The sequence below is a fragment of the Nocardia sp. NPDC060255 genome (assembly GCF_042727395.1).
Classification (GTDB): Bacteria; Actinomycetota; Actinomycetes; order Mycobacteriales; family Mycobacteriaceae; genus Nocardia.
This window is the reverse complement of sequence record NZ_JBHXAU010000008.1, coordinates 280,104-296,978: the sequence shown is the minus strand read 5'-3', so window position 1 is coordinate 296,978 and position 16,875 is coordinate 280,104. Positions and strand designations below refer to the sequence as shown.

The following is a 16,875-nucleotide window of genomic DNA, read 5'->3' as shown; positions in this document are numbered from 1 at the left end:
ACGAGTTCCAGACCCTACAGTGCGGCGGCCTGCGCCTTGGCACGCCGCCGCGACCGCACGTACAGCCATTGCAGTACGCCGGTACCGATCACGCCGGCGGCCAGCGCGGCGATCCCGATCTTCCAGCCGGGCGGACGCCAGGTCAGCACCAGTTCGGCGTTCTGCGTACCAGCGGGAATATCCACGGCGACAAACGATTTCGCGACCGTGGTGATCGGAATCTGCTTGCCGTCGATGGTGACGCGATAGCCGGGCCAGCCGAGCCTGGCGAACACCACACGGCCACCGTTGGGCGAGCTGACCCGCACCCGGCTGGTGGTGTCGGTCTCGGAGATCGACGCCGCCGTCACGTTCTTCGTCGCCGAGACCCGGCCGTTCACCGTCGAGATCGGCCCGTCCATCCGTTCCAGCACCGAGATGAACTTCTCGTGGCCGGGATAGTCGACCCACTTCCAGCCGTCGGGTGCGGGCTGGTTGCGGGCATCCGGGAACAGGGCGCGCTGCAGCACCACTCGATCCAGCTTCATCAGATCGACCAGGGTGCGCTCGGTGGTCTTCTCGGGGGTGAACATGCGCCGGAACGCGTCCGGGCAGACGCTGCTGTCCCATCGCATGCACAGCAGTTCACCGAAGTAGAAGTGGCCCGTCGGGGTGTAGCCGTTGACGTAACTCAATTCCAGCGACTTGGCGTAGTTGCCGAAAACCAGGGAACCGTAGGCACCTTCGAGACTCTTGTCCTCCGGCTGCACCAGGCCACGCTCGGCGAGTTGCAGTGTGTTGCCGGGGAAGTCTGGGAACGCGGCCTTGGCCTCGGAGCGGTTGGTCGGCAGGTTCCACGTCATCGGAGTCGGCTGCGCGGCCTGCACCTGGAAGAACGCGATCGGAAACATCGCGACGATCACCAGCACACACGCCACCGCGATGCCCTTGACCCGACCGAGCCACAGCACCGCGGCACCGAGCGCGAACACCGCGACTGCCGCGAGCACATGCCAGACCACGTCGTGTGGATCGGCGGAGAACGTCCGCACCCACAGCAGCAGGATCAGCACCCCCGCGGCGATGCCCCGATTCTTGAGATCACGGGTCGTGCCATAGCGCGCGAGCAATACGCACACCAGCACCAGCAACCCGATCGCCAGCATCGGCAACACCCGGACCGGCCAGCGCAACGGACCGATGGAACCCGGTCCCGCCGCCCACATCAGCATCATCACCGCGAAGAACGCGACCCCGGACAACTCCCGCCAACTGTCCTTGGCCCGCCGCCAATCGATGAACGCGAGCGCCGGAATCAGGAACCAGGCGATGTAGGTGACCGGCATCGGCTGCACGTACCCCCACCAGGAGGTGAACGCAGGATGCGTGCTCGGCAGGCTGGCATTCAACGATTCCGACCACGGCACCGTCAGGAACTGGTCGTTGATGATCTCCATGGTGCCGCGCCAGGTCACCTTCGCCGACAGCATGCTCGGCAGGAAGGTCAGCAGACCCGCGAGCCCGGCACAGCCGCCGACGATCGCCAGCCGCACCACCGGCCACCATTTGCGTTGGTAGATGATCTCGCCCACCGCGACGGCCAGCAGCATCAGCGCCGCCTCGACCGCCGGGAAGATGTATTGCGTGGAGATGGTCAGATACAGATAGACGAAGACCGGAATCGGCCCGCCCTGACCGCGCGTGTAGCGCACCGACGACGCCCACGCGTGCACCAGCCACGCGGTGCCGGTGAGCGCGGTCATCCAGCTGGCCTCGTCGAAGAACAGGAAGAAACCCGACAGCGGGAACGCCACACCCGCGACCGCCGACCAGGCCGGCTTGCCGCCGTAGGCCAGGCAGATCCGGTAGACGCCCAGTCCGGCGATGATCGCGAAGATCAGTTTGACGACGGTCGCGTACAGCGCCATGTTGTCGACGGACGGCGCGATCAGATCGATCAGCAGCTGCGGCGGGTTGAACAGGCCCGCATCGTCCATCGTGTTGTTGCCCGACATCCACCGCTCGGGCACCAGCACCGGGAAGGTGCCGTCGCGCAGGGCGTGGCCGAGGCCGACCCACAATCCGGTGTATTGGGATTCGGTGTCGTCGGTGTAGAAGTGCCTGGCGTTGGCGAGCAGCACCGCGATGTAACCGAGGACGACGCCGACGGCGGTGATCAGACCCCACAGGTACACGTTGCGGCGCGCGGTGCGCTGAAGATCATCCGGCCCGCTGACGGCAGGCATGGTGGCGGCAGCTCCGGCGGTTCCGGCCGGAACTTCCGCTGCGACCGGGTCACCCCCGTTGACCTCGGCGGACCCGGGGCGCGTCACCCTCGACACTGCACTATCCGTCACGAGTTCCAAACCCTACACAGCAGTGTGGCGCTTGGCATCCGGCCGCCGACGCGATGATGATGGTTGGCATGCACACGGCGGTAGCGGCAGGCCCGGAAGCGGCAGCTTGCGTAACCATGAAGGGACCCGCGGACGCCGCATGATCCAGCCCCGATTCCGAAACCCGCACCATGCTAGAGTTCTGGGCGGCTCGGGCCCTGCTGTCCAGCGGGGGATACCGGCACGCACCGTCATCGAAAGTCGATCCAGCTGATGCCGATTCCCTCCCGCACGCCCCGCCCCGCCGCGGTCACCCCGAACGGCAGGCCGTCCCGGCCGCATGCCGTCTCCGTGGTGGTGCCGATCTATCGTGGCGAGGACACCATCGCCGGTCTCGTCGCCGAACTGCACGAGCTCACCCGCCCCACCCAGACCCCCGGCGGCACCACCTTCCAGATCGACGAGATCATCCTGGTGCACGACCGCGGTCCGGACCGGTCCGACGTGGTACTGCAGGAGTTGGAGCAGACCTATCCCGAGGTGCGCACCATCTGGTTGAGCCGCAACTTCGGTCAGGACGCCGCGACGATCGCCGGCATGTCGGCTGCGGGCGGCGACTGGATCGTCACCATGGACGAGGACGGCCAGCACGATCCCCGGTTCATCGGCACCTTCCTCGACGCCGCGCTGAACGAGCGCGCCGAGCTGGTGTACTCCAAGCCCAGCAACACCCGCCCGCACGGCTTCCTGCGCAACATCACCTCGCGCGGCGCGAAGCTGGTGCTCGCGACGATCTTCGCGTTCCCCGACTCCACCCGCTTCGAAAGCTACCGGCTGATCCGCGGCGCCATCGGCCGCCAGCTCGCCGAGGTCGCCTCGAACGGGGTGTATCTCGACGTGGCGTTGACCTGGGTGGTCGGCACCGTCGCGCAGGTGCCGGTGGTGCTGCGCGCCGAGGGCCGCGAGGAGTCCGGCTACAACTATCGCCGCTTGTTCTCGTTGTTCTGGAAGATGGTGCTGTGCAGCGGAACTCGCGGCCTGCGCCTGGTCAGCCTGCTGGGCGTGACACTGGGTCTCGGTGGCGGTGTGATGGCGAGCGTGATCGTTTACGAGGCGCTCACCACCGACAACTGGGCGCCCGAAGGCTGGGCCTCGATGATCGTGGTACTGCTGCTGGTCTCCGGGGCGATCCTGTTCTCGCTCGGCCTCATCGCCGAATACCTCGGGGTGGCATTGCATATCCTCGTCGGTAAGCCGCTCTATCTGACCGTCGATTCACCGACGCCGCGCCCGGTAGCAGCGGCGGACCCGGACGCCGACTATCCGGCGGCCAGGGAACTGACCACGACCATTGCGAACAAGGGGAACGACCGGGTTGAGCACTGACCGCATCATCTTCAGCCGACCGTTTCGGGCGCGCCGCGAACTGCCCAATCTCGAAACGGTGCTCGGTTCGGACCAGAGCCACGGCGACGGGCCGTTCACCGCGGCGGCGACCGAGAAGCTGAAGGTCATCACCGGGGCGCCGCACGCGCTGCTGACCACCTCGTGCACCTCGGCGCTGGAGATGGCCGGCCTGCTGCTGGAACTCGGCCCCGAAGATGAAGTGATCGTGCCGAGTTTCGCGTTCACCTCGACCGCGACCGCCATGGCGTTGCGCGGGGCCACCTGTGTGTTCGCCGACATCGATCTCGAGACCGGCAACCTCGACCCGGAATCGGTCGCGGCCGCGGTCACCGAGCGGACCAAGGCCGTGGTGGTCATCCACTACGGTGGCGTCGCCGCCGACATGGACCGGCTGCTCGCCCTGGCCAACACGCACGGCTTCGCCATCGTCGAGGACAACGCGCACGGCCTCGGCGGCCGATGGCAGGGGCGGCCGCTGGGCACCCTCGGCAGCCTCGGCACGCTCAGCTTCCACGACACCAAGAACGTGCACTGCGGCGAGGGCGGCGCGCTGCTGCTCACCGACGAGATCCTGATGGCGCGCGCGGAGATCATCCGGGAGAAGGGCACCGACCGGGCCCGGTTCCTGCGCGGCGCGGTGGACAAGTACTCCTGGCAGGACATCGGCTCCAGCTACCTGCCCAGCGAGTTGAACGCGGCCGTACTCGACGCGCAGCTCGACGAATTCGACACCATCCAGGCCGGCCGGCACCGGGTGTGGAACGCCTACGCCGCCGCGCTCCCGGAATGGGCCGCCCGCAACGACGTTCGCCTCATGACGGTCCCCGCCGACCGCGAGCACACCGCACACCTCTACTTCCTGCGCACCCCCACCGAGGACCGCCGCGACGACCTCATCGCCCACCTCCGCGCCCGCGGCATCGTCGCCCCGTTCCACTACGTCCCCCTGGACTCCAGCCCCGCAGGCCTCAAACTGGGCCGCACCCCGCACCCCTGCGTGCGCAGCGCCGAGTTCTCGGGAACCGTTGTGCGCCTGCCCCTCTGGCCCGACCTCACCGACGAACAGGTCGCTCGAGTCATCGAGGGCGTCACCGACTTCACCGTCTGACGGGTCAGGCGTCGAGGACGTAGAGCTTCTCGCGGCCGCCTGCGATCAGAGTCTGCTGGACTACTCGCGATTCGTAGGGGCGGAAGAAGTCGTCGAGGGTGGGCTCGGTGAAACGGTGTGCTTGGGCGCCGTCGCCTGCGTTGGTGAAGCGCTGGCCGATGGCGGCGATGAGGCGATTGTCGCTGCTGGATATGTTGCGGATCGGTTCGGCGATGATGACCTGTTTGCGGGCGGCGGTCAGCATGCGGTCGAGGACGGGGGCCGGCTCGGGCAGGAAGTGGTAGAGGCTGGCCTGCATCAGGACGTAGTCGGCCTCGGGCAGTGGAGCGTCGGAGTTCAGGTTCCAGACCTGGCCTTGCCCACCGGCTTTGGTGAGTTGTGCGACGAATCGGTCATTGCGATCGAGGCCGGTGTAGTCGACCGACTTCTGCCGCAGGTAGCGGGTGTACAACGTCGCGGGACCGCAGCACAGATCGACCACGCTGGCACCCGCAGGCAGCAGCCCCTCGACGGCGCGATACCGAGCCGTGTAGTACCGGCCGTACAGCGCACGGATGAGCAGCTCGTAGAGGGTGGCGTTGCGGTAGATAAGGCTCGTACTCACCAAGTGCTCCTGACAAATCGGGCAGCAACGTCAGCGTGGGATGGTACGGACCGAGCCACCTGCGGGCGCGACCGGGTCGAGCCGCCGAAGTGGTGCCTCCTCGGCGGCTCGATGCGCGTCAGCTGTCGCCGAGGATCTTGGCTGCGTCCTCGTCGGTGAGGACCTCGTAGGCGTCGGAAACCCGGTTGTACCACCAGGTGTCGGGGCCGGGCGTCGGACGCCCCGCCGCCTGCACCGCGCGGGTGGACGGCCGGTACGAGGAACTGCGCGGGATCTCGTCGACCACATAGACCAGATCGGGTCGCTTGTCGGGCTCGAGCGCGCGCAGCGCCTCGGTCACGTCCTTCGGCTCCAGCCGGAAACCCTTGCGCACACTGACCGCGGCGACGGCGATGCAGTGGTCACCGACCTCCAGCCCGTAGGCGACTTCCATGTCGACACCGGTGATGTCATTGAGGACATCGACGATCGGCTGCCCGTACACCGGCCCGCGCCGGGTGCGGATCACGGTGTCCTTGCGGTCGATCAGCCAGTAGTCGCCGTCGCTGTCGCGCCGGAACAGATTCTCCGTCGGCATCCACGAGTCACCGGGCGCGAACACCCCGCGCAGCCCGCCCGCGGAGATATCCACCCCGTCGGACGCCTTGCCGAGCATCAACCCGACCTCGTTGTCCGCGCACCGCCGCGCGTAACCCGAACCGTCGACGAGGATCACCTCGGTGATCGGGTCGTAGGCGACCAGTTCCACCTTGGCGGTCCCCGGCACCGGGCGGCCCTTGCAGCCGCGCTTCACGCTCTTCACGTTGGCCAGCACCACGTCACCCTCGATGGAGGCGTAGAACTCCAGCACCCGGGCCGGGTTGAACTGCTCGGTGGTGCGCCGCCACAGACCCGCGGGCATACCGGAACCGATGAACAACCGGATCGGATGCCGGTGCCCGGCGGGGAACACTTCGGCATCGAGGATGTCACGCAACATCGTCCAGGTGTAGGTGACCACGGTGACGCCGTAGCGGTGCACCTCCTCGGCGAACTGCGCCGGATCCAGCGAACGCGCCAGCGCGATCCGGCTACCGCCCGCGATCGCGCCACCGAGGCTCACCAGCAGACCCGACGAATGATGCAGCGGCGCAAGGCAATACACCGTGTCCCGGCGGTTCAGATCCGCGGTCGTCGCGGTGCCGAAGGCGGACAGCGCCCAGCGGTGGTTGCTGATGTACTTGGTCTCCAACCGATCTCCGGTGCCGGTGACGAGCACGAACGCCAACTCCCGCGCCAACCCCGGATCGGGCCGATACCAAGCGGGTAGCTTCACCTGCGCCGGATCGATCTGCTCGAGGTCGATCACCTTGTCGCTCAAGGGAATACCGAGCTGACGGGAATCACCGCCGCCGAGCACCAGCACCCGCGCGCCGGCACCGGCCGCCTGCCGCAGATTCTCCGGATCCGCGACAACCGTATCGACACCGGTGATTTCGAGCGCGCGAGCGAGCTCACTACCCGGGGCGAGCAGCACCGCCACCGCGCCGAGCCGCGACAAAGCCGCGACCGTCGCCAGCGCACTGGGCCGGGTCTCCATGATCACGCCGACCCGCATCGCAGGCCGGATACCGACCGAGACGAGCCCGCGCACCACGTTATCGATGCGGACGTTGACCGCAGCGTTGGTGTGCACCCGATCCTCGAACAGGAACAGATCTTTCAGCGGTGCGCGCCTGCCCTGTTCGGCGATCAGCCGCCCCAGCGAGATGCGGGTGTGCGGCTGGATCATGCCGAGCCTGGTCAGTCGCGGCAGCGCCCGCGCCGCCTCACCGGCCAGTTCGACCGAACCGCGCACGGTGTTGCTCGCGATGCCCTCCAGGGCCTTGCCGACGCCCGCGCCCGCCTCGGCCAGCGACGCGGCGGTGTGCACCGCCCGGGTGGCCGCCGAGCGCGGCCGATTCGAGTCGACATGCTCGGTCATCGGATGGATCTCCGGCGGCAGCGCCTTGTCGCGTTCGAGCCAGTCGATCCACTGCCGCACCAGCGGCCAGGTCTGGTTGGTCGCCATGCTGCCCGCCACCAGGCCGAAATGCCCGGCGAGCAGATTGGCCTCGTACACCTCCGCGTTCGGCGCGGCCCGCACGATGCCGCGCACGGCGGCGGGCTGGCCGATGTCATCGACCTCGCCGACGAACGCGAGGATCGGGCACTTCAACTCGGCCAGCGAGACCGGCTGATCGCGAATCACGAAGCCGCCCAACATCAACCGATTGTGCGCGACGAACTGCTTGAGCAGATCCGCCGCCGCCGGACCGGCGTAACCGACCCAGCCGTCGCTGTTCAGGAACCGGCGCTGCCGCTCCTTGGGCAGCAGCGCCTCCCGATCGTGCAGCTGCCGCAGGAAGTCGATCCTGGCCTTGGCGGTCTTCATCGGGTCGAGCAGCTGGAAGCCGATGCGCACCATCGAATCGGTGATCGGCAGCCGGGTGACCACGTGATCGGCCAGGAAGTCGGCCACGTCGGACACCATCCCGTAGGGCAGCCCGAACGGCATGCCCGCGACCACGTCGACGGGACTGCCGAACGTCACGATGCTCTGCACGCCCTTGCCGTACCGGTAGGCGGCGACCTGGTAGGCGAACATGCCGCCCTGCGAATAGCCCATCAGGTGCACGGCGCTGCCGGTCGCCTCGGTCACCGCGTCGATCGCGCTGCTGACCGCGAGCACATGGTCGGCGAGGTCACGTTCCCAGCCGCCTTCTTCGCTGGCGGGTGAGCCGAAATCGACCACCCAGCAATCGATTCCGCCGCGCTGCAAGATGCCGACGGCACCGTCCTCGACATTCACGTCCCAGATGTCGGCGTTCACCATCAACGGCGGCACGAGCAGCGCGACAGGACGACCCGGAGTCGTGTCGTCCGGGAAGTAATGCCGCAGCCGGTACATCCGCCTTCTCTCGACCACCTCGAACGGGGACGGCTCGACATCGTGGGTCAACCCGCCGAAGCGGATGACCTCGAGGCCGTTCTGCGCGGTCGCCATCAACCGCTGCACCGATCCGACCAAATCCTTCGCACTGAACTTCAAGATCGCTCCTGGCCCTACCCTAGAACGTAACCCTCATCCGCGTCCGCGTACTCCACCGGAGGGATACCCTTCGGTCCCCTAGAAGTACACGGCGATGTTTCAGACGAGCTTCCCACATCGTGTGTCCATTATGTGTCCGCTGTGACCCGATCCATGCACGTATTGCGGGGTCAGTGACCGATTATCGGCAGATTCACAGCGACGCCCGCCGGGCCGGGCAGCTACCGGGCGGCGATCTGTCCCGGCGATTCGATCGGCGGCGTGTCGTCACCGTCCGCGACGGCATCCGCCGTTTCGCTGCGTGCGACCCGCTGTCCGGCCTACGATCGATGCCGTCTGGAACGCACTGTCGCGTAAGCCATTTCGCTCGAGTGACTGGTTTCGCGGGCCGCATTCGCCCGCGTGTTTTGCTGTGCAGAATAACCGTCTCCACATAACGGGCTCGACCCGTCTCGAGGTGAGGACAACGCATGACTATCGAAATGCCGGTCCAAACGGAAAACAACCACCGCAAGAGCCTCAGCACCTCGGCCGCGGCCAAGCTGGCACACACCACCAAATCCGAACCCCAGATGCAGGGCATCAGCTCCCGCTGGCTCACCCGCATGCTGCCGTGGACCCAGGTCAAAGGCGGTGTCTACCGGGTGAACCGGCGGCTCACGCACACCGTGGGCAATGGCGAGGTCGAATTCGACGTGGACGGCCCGCAGGCCCGGGTCATTCCGTCGGAATTGCGTGAGCTGCCCGCATTGCGCGATTTCGACGACGAGGAGGTGCTGCAGGCCCTCGCGCAACGATTCCAGCAGCATGATCTGGCGCCGGGCAGTATCGTCGCCGAATTCGGTAATCCGATGCATCAGGTCGTCCTCGTCGTGCACGGCAAGCTGAGCAAGAACGGTTCCGGCGAATACAACGAACACACCATGCTCGGCATTCTGGCGGGCGGCAATTATTTCGGCGACCAAATCCTCACCGACCCGCATGCGATCTGGCCGGTCACCGTCAAAACGATCACCAAGACCACCCTGCTGGTACTCCCCCGCCAGGCCCTGCACGACCTGCTCGGCAACGCGCCGCGGCTCCGCGAGCAACTGACCAGAATGGCCGAGGCGCCGGCCCAGCCGCAGAACGCCAAGGGCGAGGCCGCCATCGAGATCGCCTCCGGCCATGTCGGCGAGCCGCTGCTGACCGGAACGTTCGTCGACTACGACGCCGCGCCACGCGAATACGAGCTCAGCCTCGCGCAGAGCGTGCTACGGGTGCACACCCGCGTCGCTGACCTGTTCAACGACCCGATGGACCAGGTCCAGCAGCAGCTGCGCCTCACCGTCGAGGCACTCTACGAGCGGCGCGAACACGACCTGGTCAACAATCCCGACTTCGGGCTGCTGCACAACTGCGACCTCAAGCAACGGATCTCGACCGAGTCCGGCCCGCCGACCCCCGACGACATGGACGAGCTGCTCAGCATGCGGCGCAGCACCAAACTCTTTCTGGCACACCCGAAAGCGATCGCCGCGTTCGGCCGCGAATGCAGTAGGCGCGGCCTGTACCCGGATCCGGTCGACGTGGACGGCCACCGCGTGCCCGCTTGGCGCGGCGTGCCGATCTTCCCGTGCGGCAAGCTCGCGGTCAGCCCCACCCAGACCACCTCGATCCTCGCCCTGCGCACTGGCGAGCAGGACCAGGGCGTGGTCGGCCTGCACCAAACCGGCATCCCGGACGAATACGAGCCGAGCCTCAACGTCCGCTTCAAGGGCATCGACGACCAGTCGATCATCTCCTACCTTGTCAGCTGCTACTACTCGGCCGCCGTACTGGTACCGGACGCACTGGGCGCACTCGACAACGTCCTGGTCGCTCGGCAAACGGACTGACGGAGGGATGAGCCGTGTCGATGCTGTCGCGCTCTTTAGCCCTACCCGCCACCCACGAGATCGCCACCACCGTCGCCGCACTGTTGTCCGACCTCGGTGGCGGCGCCCCAACGGTGTTGGCGCACAAAGATGTACGTACACCTGAACTCGCTGATCCGCCCGCCCGCGAAGTGGCCGATCGAACGGCACCAAACGTGCCCGATGCCATCGCGCCCGAGGTGGCCGACGCAATCGCGCCGGAGGTACCCGACGTACTCGCAGCCGACGTACCCGCTCGGCCGCGAATACTCGGTCCGACCGGCCTAGGGGCCGCGTCACTGTTGATCGGGCCACTGGTCGACACGACGGGATCCACTGTCCTGCCGGTCATTTCGTCGACCGCTTCAGCACCGCCGCGTGTGACGGCCACCACCCGCACCATTGCGGAGCAGCCGACCGGCCCAGCGCCCCTGCCCGGCACAACCATGTCGCCCGGTCTAACTTCTGCACCTCAGATCGGTCGATCGCCTACCGGACACATTCCTACCGGCCCAACCGGATTGGGTACCGCGTCGACGCGCCGCGCGACCGGGGGCCACGCGATCCCACCGCTCTACTGCCCGCCACCGATGCGTGACGACCCGGCGCTGGCTGCTGTCGTTAATGAGCGAATCATCGCTTGGGCCAAAACAATCGGCTTATACGAGGGTCGATTGGACGATCTGCGGGACGCGGGGTTCGGTCGGCTGATCATGCTCGCCCACCCCGACTGCAACGACCCCGACCGGCTGCTCGCCGCCGCGAAATGCGCGGTCGCCGAATGGGCGGTCGACGATTACTACTGTGACGCCGGAGCGGACGACACCGCACCCGACGGCACGCCGTCGAGTGCGGCGGCCGAGCTCGGGCCGAGGCTCGAACTGGCCGCTGCCGCAATAGATCCCGTCCATCTGCCCGTCCGCTACGCCGCACGGCTCGAAGAGGCGATGCAGGCGGACCCGATCCTGCGCGCGTTCCGGAGCGCCTTCGCGCACGTGGCCGAGTACGCCACGCCCGCTCAACTGGCCCGGCTGCGCACGGAGATCGCGGGCTGGTTCATCGCACTCGGCGCCGAAGCGGGCTGGCGGCTGGCCGGTCGGACGCCACCGGCTTGGGAGTACCTCACCAACCGGCAGCCGCACAGCTTCCTGCCCTGTATGGCACCGATCGACGTGGTCGGCGGCTACGAACTCCAGGCCGCCGAATACACCGATCCCCGGGTGCGCCGGGTGATCACCACGGCCGCCCTCGCCAGCCAACTGGTGAACGACCTGTACTCGATGGCCCGCGAAGATCGTTCGGACGGTAGGGAATTCAACCTCCCGACAGTTCTGGTCGCCGAGGAGGGCTGCACCCGGCGCGAGGCGGTCGTGCGCACCGCCGAGCTGCACGACGAGCTGATGCACCGCTTCGAGCTGGAGGCGGCCCCGTTGGCCGCCCTCGGCTCCGCCGAACTACGCCGCCACCTCACCGGCGTGTGGGCCTGGCTCGGCGGCAGCCGCGCATGGCATGCGGACAGCAGGCGCTACTCCGATTGACACCGCGACACCTCCAAAGCTGTGACACCGCTAGCGAAACAGACTGTGCTGCAACGAGAGGGTGAATTGGCATGACCATTCTCAATCCGGACACCGACGCCGTGCTCCAGACCAGCTACCAGAAAGCCGTTGCCGCGTACTGGAACAACAACCCCAACGACGACCGGGTCAACACGAAACTCGGTGAGGTAGATGGTCTTTACCATCACCACTACGGCATCGGCGCACCCGACCTCTCGGTGCTGAGCGGTCCGGAGGAGACCCGCCAGGAACGAATCGTCAAGGAGCTGCACCGTTTAGAGACCGCACAGGCTCAGCTGCTACTGGATCACCTCGGCACGGTCCACCCGGACCAGCGCCTGATGGACAGTGGATCCGGCCGTGGCGGTACGAGTTTCCTGGCCAACCAGCGGTTCGGCTGCCAGGTCGACGGCGTCACCATCTCCGAATATCAGGTCCGCTTCGCCAACGAGCAGGCCGCCCAGCGCGGCGTACAGGACAACGTGCGGTTCCATTTCCGGAACATGCTGGAGACCGGTTTCGAGCCGTGGTCGATGCGCGGCATCTGGACCAACGAGACCACCATGTACGTCGACCTGTTCGACCTGTTCCACGAATTCTCCCGGCTGCTCGAGCCGGGCGGCCGCTACGTGTGCATCACCGGCTGCTCCAACGACGTGACCGGCGGCCGCTCCTCCTCGGTCAGCTGGATCGACGCGCACTACGGCTGCATGATCCATCCGCGCAGCGAATACTTCCGCGCGATGGCCGAGAACAACCTGGTCCCGATCGACGTGACCGACCTCACCGCGGCCACCATCCCGTACTGGGAACTGCGCACGAAATCCGAGCTCGCGACGGGCGTGGAGCGGCCGTTCCTGACCGCCTACCAGGAGGGCAGCTTCCAATACCTGCTGATCGCCGCCGATAAGGTGGGCAGGTGACCGAGACCTTCGCCCAGGCGATCACCGACCGCGAGGCGCTGCCCGTCGAACTCGTCGACGACGCGGGACACGCGATCGGCACCTGCCCGGTGTCGCAGGCTCACCAGGCGCCCGGACAGCTGCATCGCGCGTTCTCGGTGCTGCTGTTCGACGACGCGGGACGGGTGCTGCTGCAGCAGCGGGCCGCGGTGAAAACCCGCTTCCCGTCGCAGTGGGCCAACACCTGCTGCGGCCATCCCGCGCCCGGCGAGCCCGTCGCCGCGGCCGCCGCGGTCCGCCTCGCCGAGGAGATGGGCCTGGCCACCTCCTTCACCGAGGTCGGCGTCTACCGCTACCGGGCCGAGGACCCGTCGACCGGCCGCGTCGAGAGCGAGTGGGACCACGTCCTGCTCGGCAGGCTCAGCGCCGGTGTCCCGCGTCCGGATCCGGCCGAGGTCGCCGACTACGCCTGGATCGAGCTCGACGCGCTACACGAGGCGATGGCCGCCGATCCGGCGGCGTACACGCCGTGGCTGGCCGGCGTGCTCGAGCTGGCCGAGCGGGCGCTCACTGAAACGTAGCGGCGCTGAGCCGTCCGACGCCGGTGCGCACGCCGGGGCCGAGGCAGCCGCCGATCATCGCGGGCGTCATCCACTCGTAGTCGGCGATGATCCGGACCTTGCTGCCCTGGCCGAGCCCGTCGACGACGTCCAGGGTGCCGACGGTCGGCTGCTGCATGGTCACCGGCCACGGTCCCCACAGCCTGCTCGTCTCGCCGTCGGACCAGAGCACGTCGACGGTGATCGGGCCGTCCGCCGGGCGCAGGCAGTCCGACGTCGCGATGTGCGTGCCGGTGAAGGTGCCGCCGGTGATGCCGCCGGGGCCGCCGGTGCAGTCGCGGAGAACGCCGACGGAGGTGAAGGTGAGCGCGTGCGGGGTCATGTCGATCGCGCCGTCCGCGACTGTCCAGCGGAAGTCGCCGTTCGCGCAGCTGCCTGCGGGCGGCAAGGCGGCGGCCGGAATATCCAAGGGGACGAGCAATGCCGCGGCAATCGCGGCGGTGCTGACGATTTTCCCGAGCATCGACAACCTCTTCTCGCGGGCGGTGTACCTGCAGAAACGGATGGAGCACGAGCACGGTGAGAATCCCATACCGTCCGTGCTGTTTTAGTCCGACACACTCAGGACCGAGTCTGGATCGTTCCAACCGACAACGTTGATAGATGCGCATATCTACGTAAGCCGATATTTCAAACCCTGAGAGAAATCATAGGAAGGGCACAGGCTATGACCAGGTCGGCCCGGCAGTGTGGGGTGTGTTGGAGTTCTCCACGAAGTGAGGTGTGCGATGGTCGAAATCGAGGTCACGGGGACGACCGTGACGATCCAGGTGGTCGGCGGGCATCAGGTCCTCGCCCTGCGTGAGCACATCACCTTCGACCTAGCGAACATCACCGCGGTGGTCAGAGCCGAAGTGGACCTGCGCCCGCCGTGGGTGCGCGCGCCGGGCACCTTCTTCCCCGGCGTGATCGCGGCAGGCACCTTCCGCGGCAAAGGCCGTAAAGAGTTCTGGGACACCAGGTTCGACGGCCGCGCGGTCCGCATCGAACTCGACGGCGGCCCGTTCACCCGCCTCGTCGTCGATGTCGACGACCCGGACCTCATCCTGCAGGCCCTCCGGACCGCCGTCGCCGCCTAACAAGCCGCACGCCTTCCGATTTCCCGCACCGAATTTCGCGTGCGACTTTCGCTGCGGGAGATCAGGAATGGTGCGGCGAGCCAAAGCTACGTAGTAGGCCGGCGTACGGCTTGGGTGGGGGCGGCGCGAACTCTCCCCTGCCCGACTTGCGCAGTCCGAGGGTGATCAGTGATTGCACGGTCAGGGTCGCCGCCGCCACGCCGTCGATCACCGGCACCCCGATCTCGTCGCGGATATGCGCGCATAGGTCCGCCATGCCCGCGCAGCCGAGCACGATCGCGTCGGAGCCGTCGGCGTCCACTGCCTCGCGACAGGCCTCGGTGACGATCTTGCGGGCGTCCGGGTCCGTGTCCAGCGCTAGTACCGGTAGCTCGCAGGCGTGGATGCCGAGGCAAACCCGTTGCCGCCCATAACGTTCCACCAGATCACTGGCCCGCCCGATGGTTCGGCTCAACGTGGTGACGACGCTGAATCCGCGGCCGAGATGACCGGCCGCCTGCATTGCCGCCTCGGCGATGCCGATCACCGGCCCACTCGCCAACTCGCGCGCGGCATCCAAGCCAGGATCGCCGAAGCAGGCGAGCACATAACCGTCGACGCCCTCGTTCTCGCCGCGTCCGATCGCGGCGAGAATGCCTGGGACGCTGAGGGCTTCGTCGTAATGACTCTCGATCGACGCGGGCCCCATCTCGGCGGTCACCGCATCGAGCAGCGTGCCGGGACCGGCGACGGCCCTGGCACACTGCTCGATCGTGTCGGTCATCGCCCGCGTCGTGTTCGGGTTGACCACACGGATACGCATCAGGCGGGTACTCCCTTCACCGCCAACCTCGTTCGAGTGGCGAGTAGGTAATAGACGGCGAAGCCGAGGCCGCAGCCGATGAACCAGCTGTACTGCGCGGCGGTGTACATGCCGGTGACATCCTTGGCCAGCACCGGAATCACCGCCACCACCGCGCCGATCGCGGTCGCGATCACCGCCGCCGGGTTGTATCCCTTGCTATACCAATAGCTTCCGGACTTCGACATGGTGAACAGGTCGTCCACCACCACACGCTGCTTGCGCACCAGGTAGTAGTCGGCGATGAGCACGCCGAACAGCGGGCCGATGAACGCTCCCAGCACTTCCAGGGTGTAGTGGATCACCTCGGGGTTGTTGTACAGGTTCCACGGCGTGATCAGCACCGAGCCGACCGCGGCGATCATGCCGCCCGCGCGCCAGCTGATCCGCTGCGGGTTCACGTGCGAGAAGTCGAAGGCGGGCGAGATGAAGTTCGCGACGATGTTGATGCCGACGGTCGCGACGGTGAAGGTCAACGCGCCCAACACGATCGCGAACGTGCTGTCGATCCGCGCGACGGTCGCCACCGGGTCGGTGATCAACTCGCCGTAGACCGGGAAGGTCAACGAGGCCGTGACCACCACCAGCAGCGAGAACAGCAGGAAGTTGACCGGCAGCCCGAGCAGGTTGCCGCGGCGCACGGCGGCGAAAGTCTTTCCGTAGCGGGAGAAGTCACCGAAGTTCAGCATCGGCCCGGAGAAGTAGGACACCACCAGCGCGATGGCGCCGAGCATCACCGGAACCGAGTCCCAGCCCGTGTATTTCACGTCACCGAGGTTCAAATCGATGGCGCTCCAACCGGCTTTCGCGATCAGGTACCCGCAGAGCAGGAACATCACCACGTAAACCGCGGGCCCGCAGAAGTCGATGAACTTGCGGATGGATTCCATGCCACGCCAGAACACGCACGCCTGCACCACCCACAGCGCGAGGTAACTCCCCCAGCCGAGCAACGAAAGCCCCAGGAAGCCATAGTCATCGGCCACCGCGTACGGCGCCAAGCCCGGAAAGAGCTTCACCAGCACCACATCCAGCGCCGCCGAGGCCAGGAAGGTCTGGATCCCGTACCAGGCCACCGCGATCAAGCCGCGGATGATGGCGGGAATGTTCGCGCCGATCACCCCGAAGGCGCTGCGGCACATGACCGGATACGGCACGCCGGTCACCTGGCTCGGCTTGGCCACCAGGTTGCAGAAGAAGTAGACGATGGTGATGCCGATCAGCAACGCCGCCAGCACCTGCCAACTGGCCAGGCCGAGCGCGAACAGGCTGCCCGCGGTGACGTAGCCGCCGACGCTGTGCACGTCCGACATCCAGAAGGCGAAGATGTTGTACGAGCCCCAGGTCTGCTTGGTCAGCGGCGCGAGGTCCGCATTGGTGAGCCGCGGGTCATAGTCGGGCGCGGTATTCGGCGGCGCGGTGTCGGGAATGGCGACAAGCGTCGGCGCCGCGATGGTTTCGGTCATGGTTTTTCC

The 16,875-nt window shown here is 67.0% G+C and carries 13 protein-coding genes; 7 read left to right on the top strand and 6 right to left on the bottom strand.

The genetic code is table 11. The features are described 5' to 3' along the window. Positions 1-14: 14 nt before the first annotated feature. Complete coding sequence (locus ACFWF1_RS18070; RefSeq protein ID WP_379289025.1) at positions 15-2,225, bottom strand: hypothetical protein; 2,211 nt, start codon at positions 2,223-2,225, stop codon at positions 15-17. Positions 2,226-2,588: 363 nt separating this feature from the next. On the opposite strand from ACFWF1_RS18070, the gene ACFWF1_RS18065 reads away from it, so the two are divergent. After that, positions 2,589-3,701 carry a glycosyltransferase gene (locus tag ACFWF1_RS18065; protein WP_379288819.1) on the top strand — a complete coding sequence of 371 codons (1,113 nt, stop codon included), beginning with the start codon at positions 2,589-2,591 and terminating at the stop codon, positions 3,699-3,701. Next, entirely contained in the window at positions 3,691-4,830 is a 1,140-nt protein-coding gene (gene rffA / locus ACFWF1_RS18060) for a dTDP-4-amino-4,6-dideoxygalactose transaminase (RefSeq protein ID WP_379288821.1), read from the top strand. The genes ACFWF1_RS18065 and rffA overlap by 11 nt, the downstream gene beginning before the upstream one ends. A 4-nt stretch (positions 4,831-4,834) precedes the next feature. Here rffA and ACFWF1_RS18055 read toward each other — a convergent pair whose 3' ends face one another. Both ACFWF1_RS18055 and ACFWF1_RS18050 read right to left on the bottom strand, forming a co-directional pair. Continuing rightward, entirely contained in the window at positions 4,835-5,434 is a 600-nt protein-coding gene (locus ACFWF1_RS18055) for a class I SAM-dependent methyltransferase (protein WP_379288823.1), read from the bottom strand. A 118-nt stretch (positions 5,435-5,552) separates the two neighbouring features. Then, complete coding sequence (locus tag ACFWF1_RS18050) at positions 5,553-8,504, bottom strand: acyl-CoA synthetase (RefSeq protein WP_379288825.1); 2,952 nt, start codon at positions 8,502-8,504, stop codon at positions 5,553-5,555. Positions 8,505-8,974: 470 nt separating this feature from the next. Here ACFWF1_RS18050 and ACFWF1_RS18045 point away from each other — a divergent pair, with 470 nt between their 5' ends. From ACFWF1_RS18045 to idi, 4 genes are all read left to right on the top strand, one after another. Beyond that, entirely contained in the window at positions 8,975-10,381 is a 1,407-nt protein-coding gene (locus ACFWF1_RS18045; RefSeq protein WP_379288827.1) for a family 2B encapsulin nanocompartment shell protein, read from the top strand. A gap of 20 nt (positions 10,382-10,401) precedes the next feature. Then, positions 10,402-11,937, top strand: a complete 1,536-nt coding sequence (locus ACFWF1_RS18040; protein WP_379289027.1) for a family 2 encapsulin nanocompartment cargo protein terpene cyclase — start codon at positions 10,402-10,404, stop codon at positions 11,935-11,937. A 71-nt stretch (positions 11,938-12,008) separates the two neighbouring features. Further along, positions 12,009-12,881, top strand: a complete 873-nt coding sequence (locus ACFWF1_RS18035) for a geranyl diphosphate 2-C-methyltransferase (RefSeq protein ID WP_379288829.1) — start codon at positions 12,009-12,011, stop codon at positions 12,879-12,881. Beyond that, the gene (gene idi, locus ACFWF1_RS18030) at positions 12,878-13,441 is read left to right on the top strand and encodes an isopentenyl-diphosphate Delta-isomerase (RefSeq protein WP_379288831.1); all 564 of its coding nucleotides are present in this window, start codon (positions 12,878-12,880) and stop codon (positions 13,439-13,441) included. The genes ACFWF1_RS18035 and idi overlap by 4 nt, the downstream gene beginning before the upstream one ends. Here idi and ACFWF1_RS18025 read toward each other — a convergent pair. Then, entirely contained in the window at positions 13,428-13,943 is a 516-nt protein-coding gene (locus ACFWF1_RS18025) for a hypothetical protein (protein ID WP_379288833.1), read from the bottom strand. The two genes, idi and ACFWF1_RS18025, sit on opposite strands and share 14 nt — an antisense overlap. Before the next feature lie 265 nt (positions 13,944-14,208). Here ACFWF1_RS18025 and ACFWF1_RS18020 point away from each other — a divergent pair, with 265 nt between their 5' ends. Beyond that, positions 14,209-14,559 (top strand): hypothetical protein, encoded by a 351-nt coding sequence (locus tag ACFWF1_RS18020; protein WP_379288835.1) that lies wholly within the window; start codon positions 14,209-14,211, stop codon positions 14,557-14,559. A gap of 61 nt (positions 14,560-14,620) precedes the next feature. On the opposite strand, the gene ACFWF1_RS18015 is transcribed toward ACFWF1_RS18020, so the two are convergent. Next, positions 14,621-15,361 carry an aspartate/glutamate racemase family protein gene (locus tag ACFWF1_RS18015; RefSeq protein WP_379288837.1) on the bottom strand — a complete coding sequence of 247 codons (741 nt, stop codon included), beginning with the start codon at positions 15,359-15,361 and terminating at the stop codon, positions 14,621-14,623. Then, positions 15,361-16,866, bottom strand: coding sequence for an NCS1 family nucleobase:cation symporter-1 (locus ACFWF1_RS18010; protein ID WP_379288839.1), 1,506 nt, complete (start codon positions 16,864-16,866; stop codon positions 15,361-15,363). The genes ACFWF1_RS18015 and ACFWF1_RS18010 overlap by 1 nt, the downstream gene beginning before the upstream one ends. Positions 16,867-16,875 lie beyond the last annotated feature (9 nt).

Excerpts from the sequence above, each read along its gene's own strand:
- ACFWF1_RS18040 (WP_379289027.1), top strand. The coding sequence starts at position 10,402 with ATGCTGTCGCGCTCTTTAGCCCTACCCGCCACCCACGAGATCGCCACC.
- ACFWF1_RS18020 (WP_379288835.1), top strand. The coding sequence starts at position 14,209 with ATGGTCGAAATCGAGGTCACGGGGACGACCGTGACGATCCAGGTGGTC.
- ACFWF1_RS18025 (WP_379288833.1), bottom strand. The coding sequence starts at position 13,943 with ATGCTCGGGAAAATCGTCAGCACCGCCGCGATTGCCGCGGCATTGCTC.
- ACFWF1_RS18015 (WP_379288837.1), bottom strand. The coding sequence starts at position 15,361 with ATGCGTATCCGTGTGGTCAACCCGAACACGACGCGGGCGATGACCGAC.
- ACFWF1_RS18070 (WP_379289025.1), bottom strand. The coding sequence starts at position 2,225 with ATGCCTGCCGTCAGCGGGCCGGATGATCTTCAGCGCACCGCGCGCCGC.
- ACFWF1_RS18010 (WP_379288839.1), bottom strand. The coding sequence starts at position 16,866 with ATGACCGAAACCATCGCGGCGCCGACGCTTGTCGCCATTCCCGACACC.
- ACFWF1_RS18045 (WP_379288827.1), top strand. The coding sequence starts at position 8,975 with ATGACTATCGAAATGCCGGTCCAAACGGAAAACAACCACCGCAAGAGC.
- ACFWF1_RS18065 (WP_379288819.1), top strand. The coding sequence starts at position 2,589 with ATGCCGATTCCCTCCCGCACGCCCCGCCCCGCCGCGGTCACCCCGAAC.
- ACFWF1_RS18035 (WP_379288829.1), top strand. The coding sequence starts at position 12,009 with ATGACCATTCTCAATCCGGACACCGACGCCGTGCTCCAGACCAGCTAC.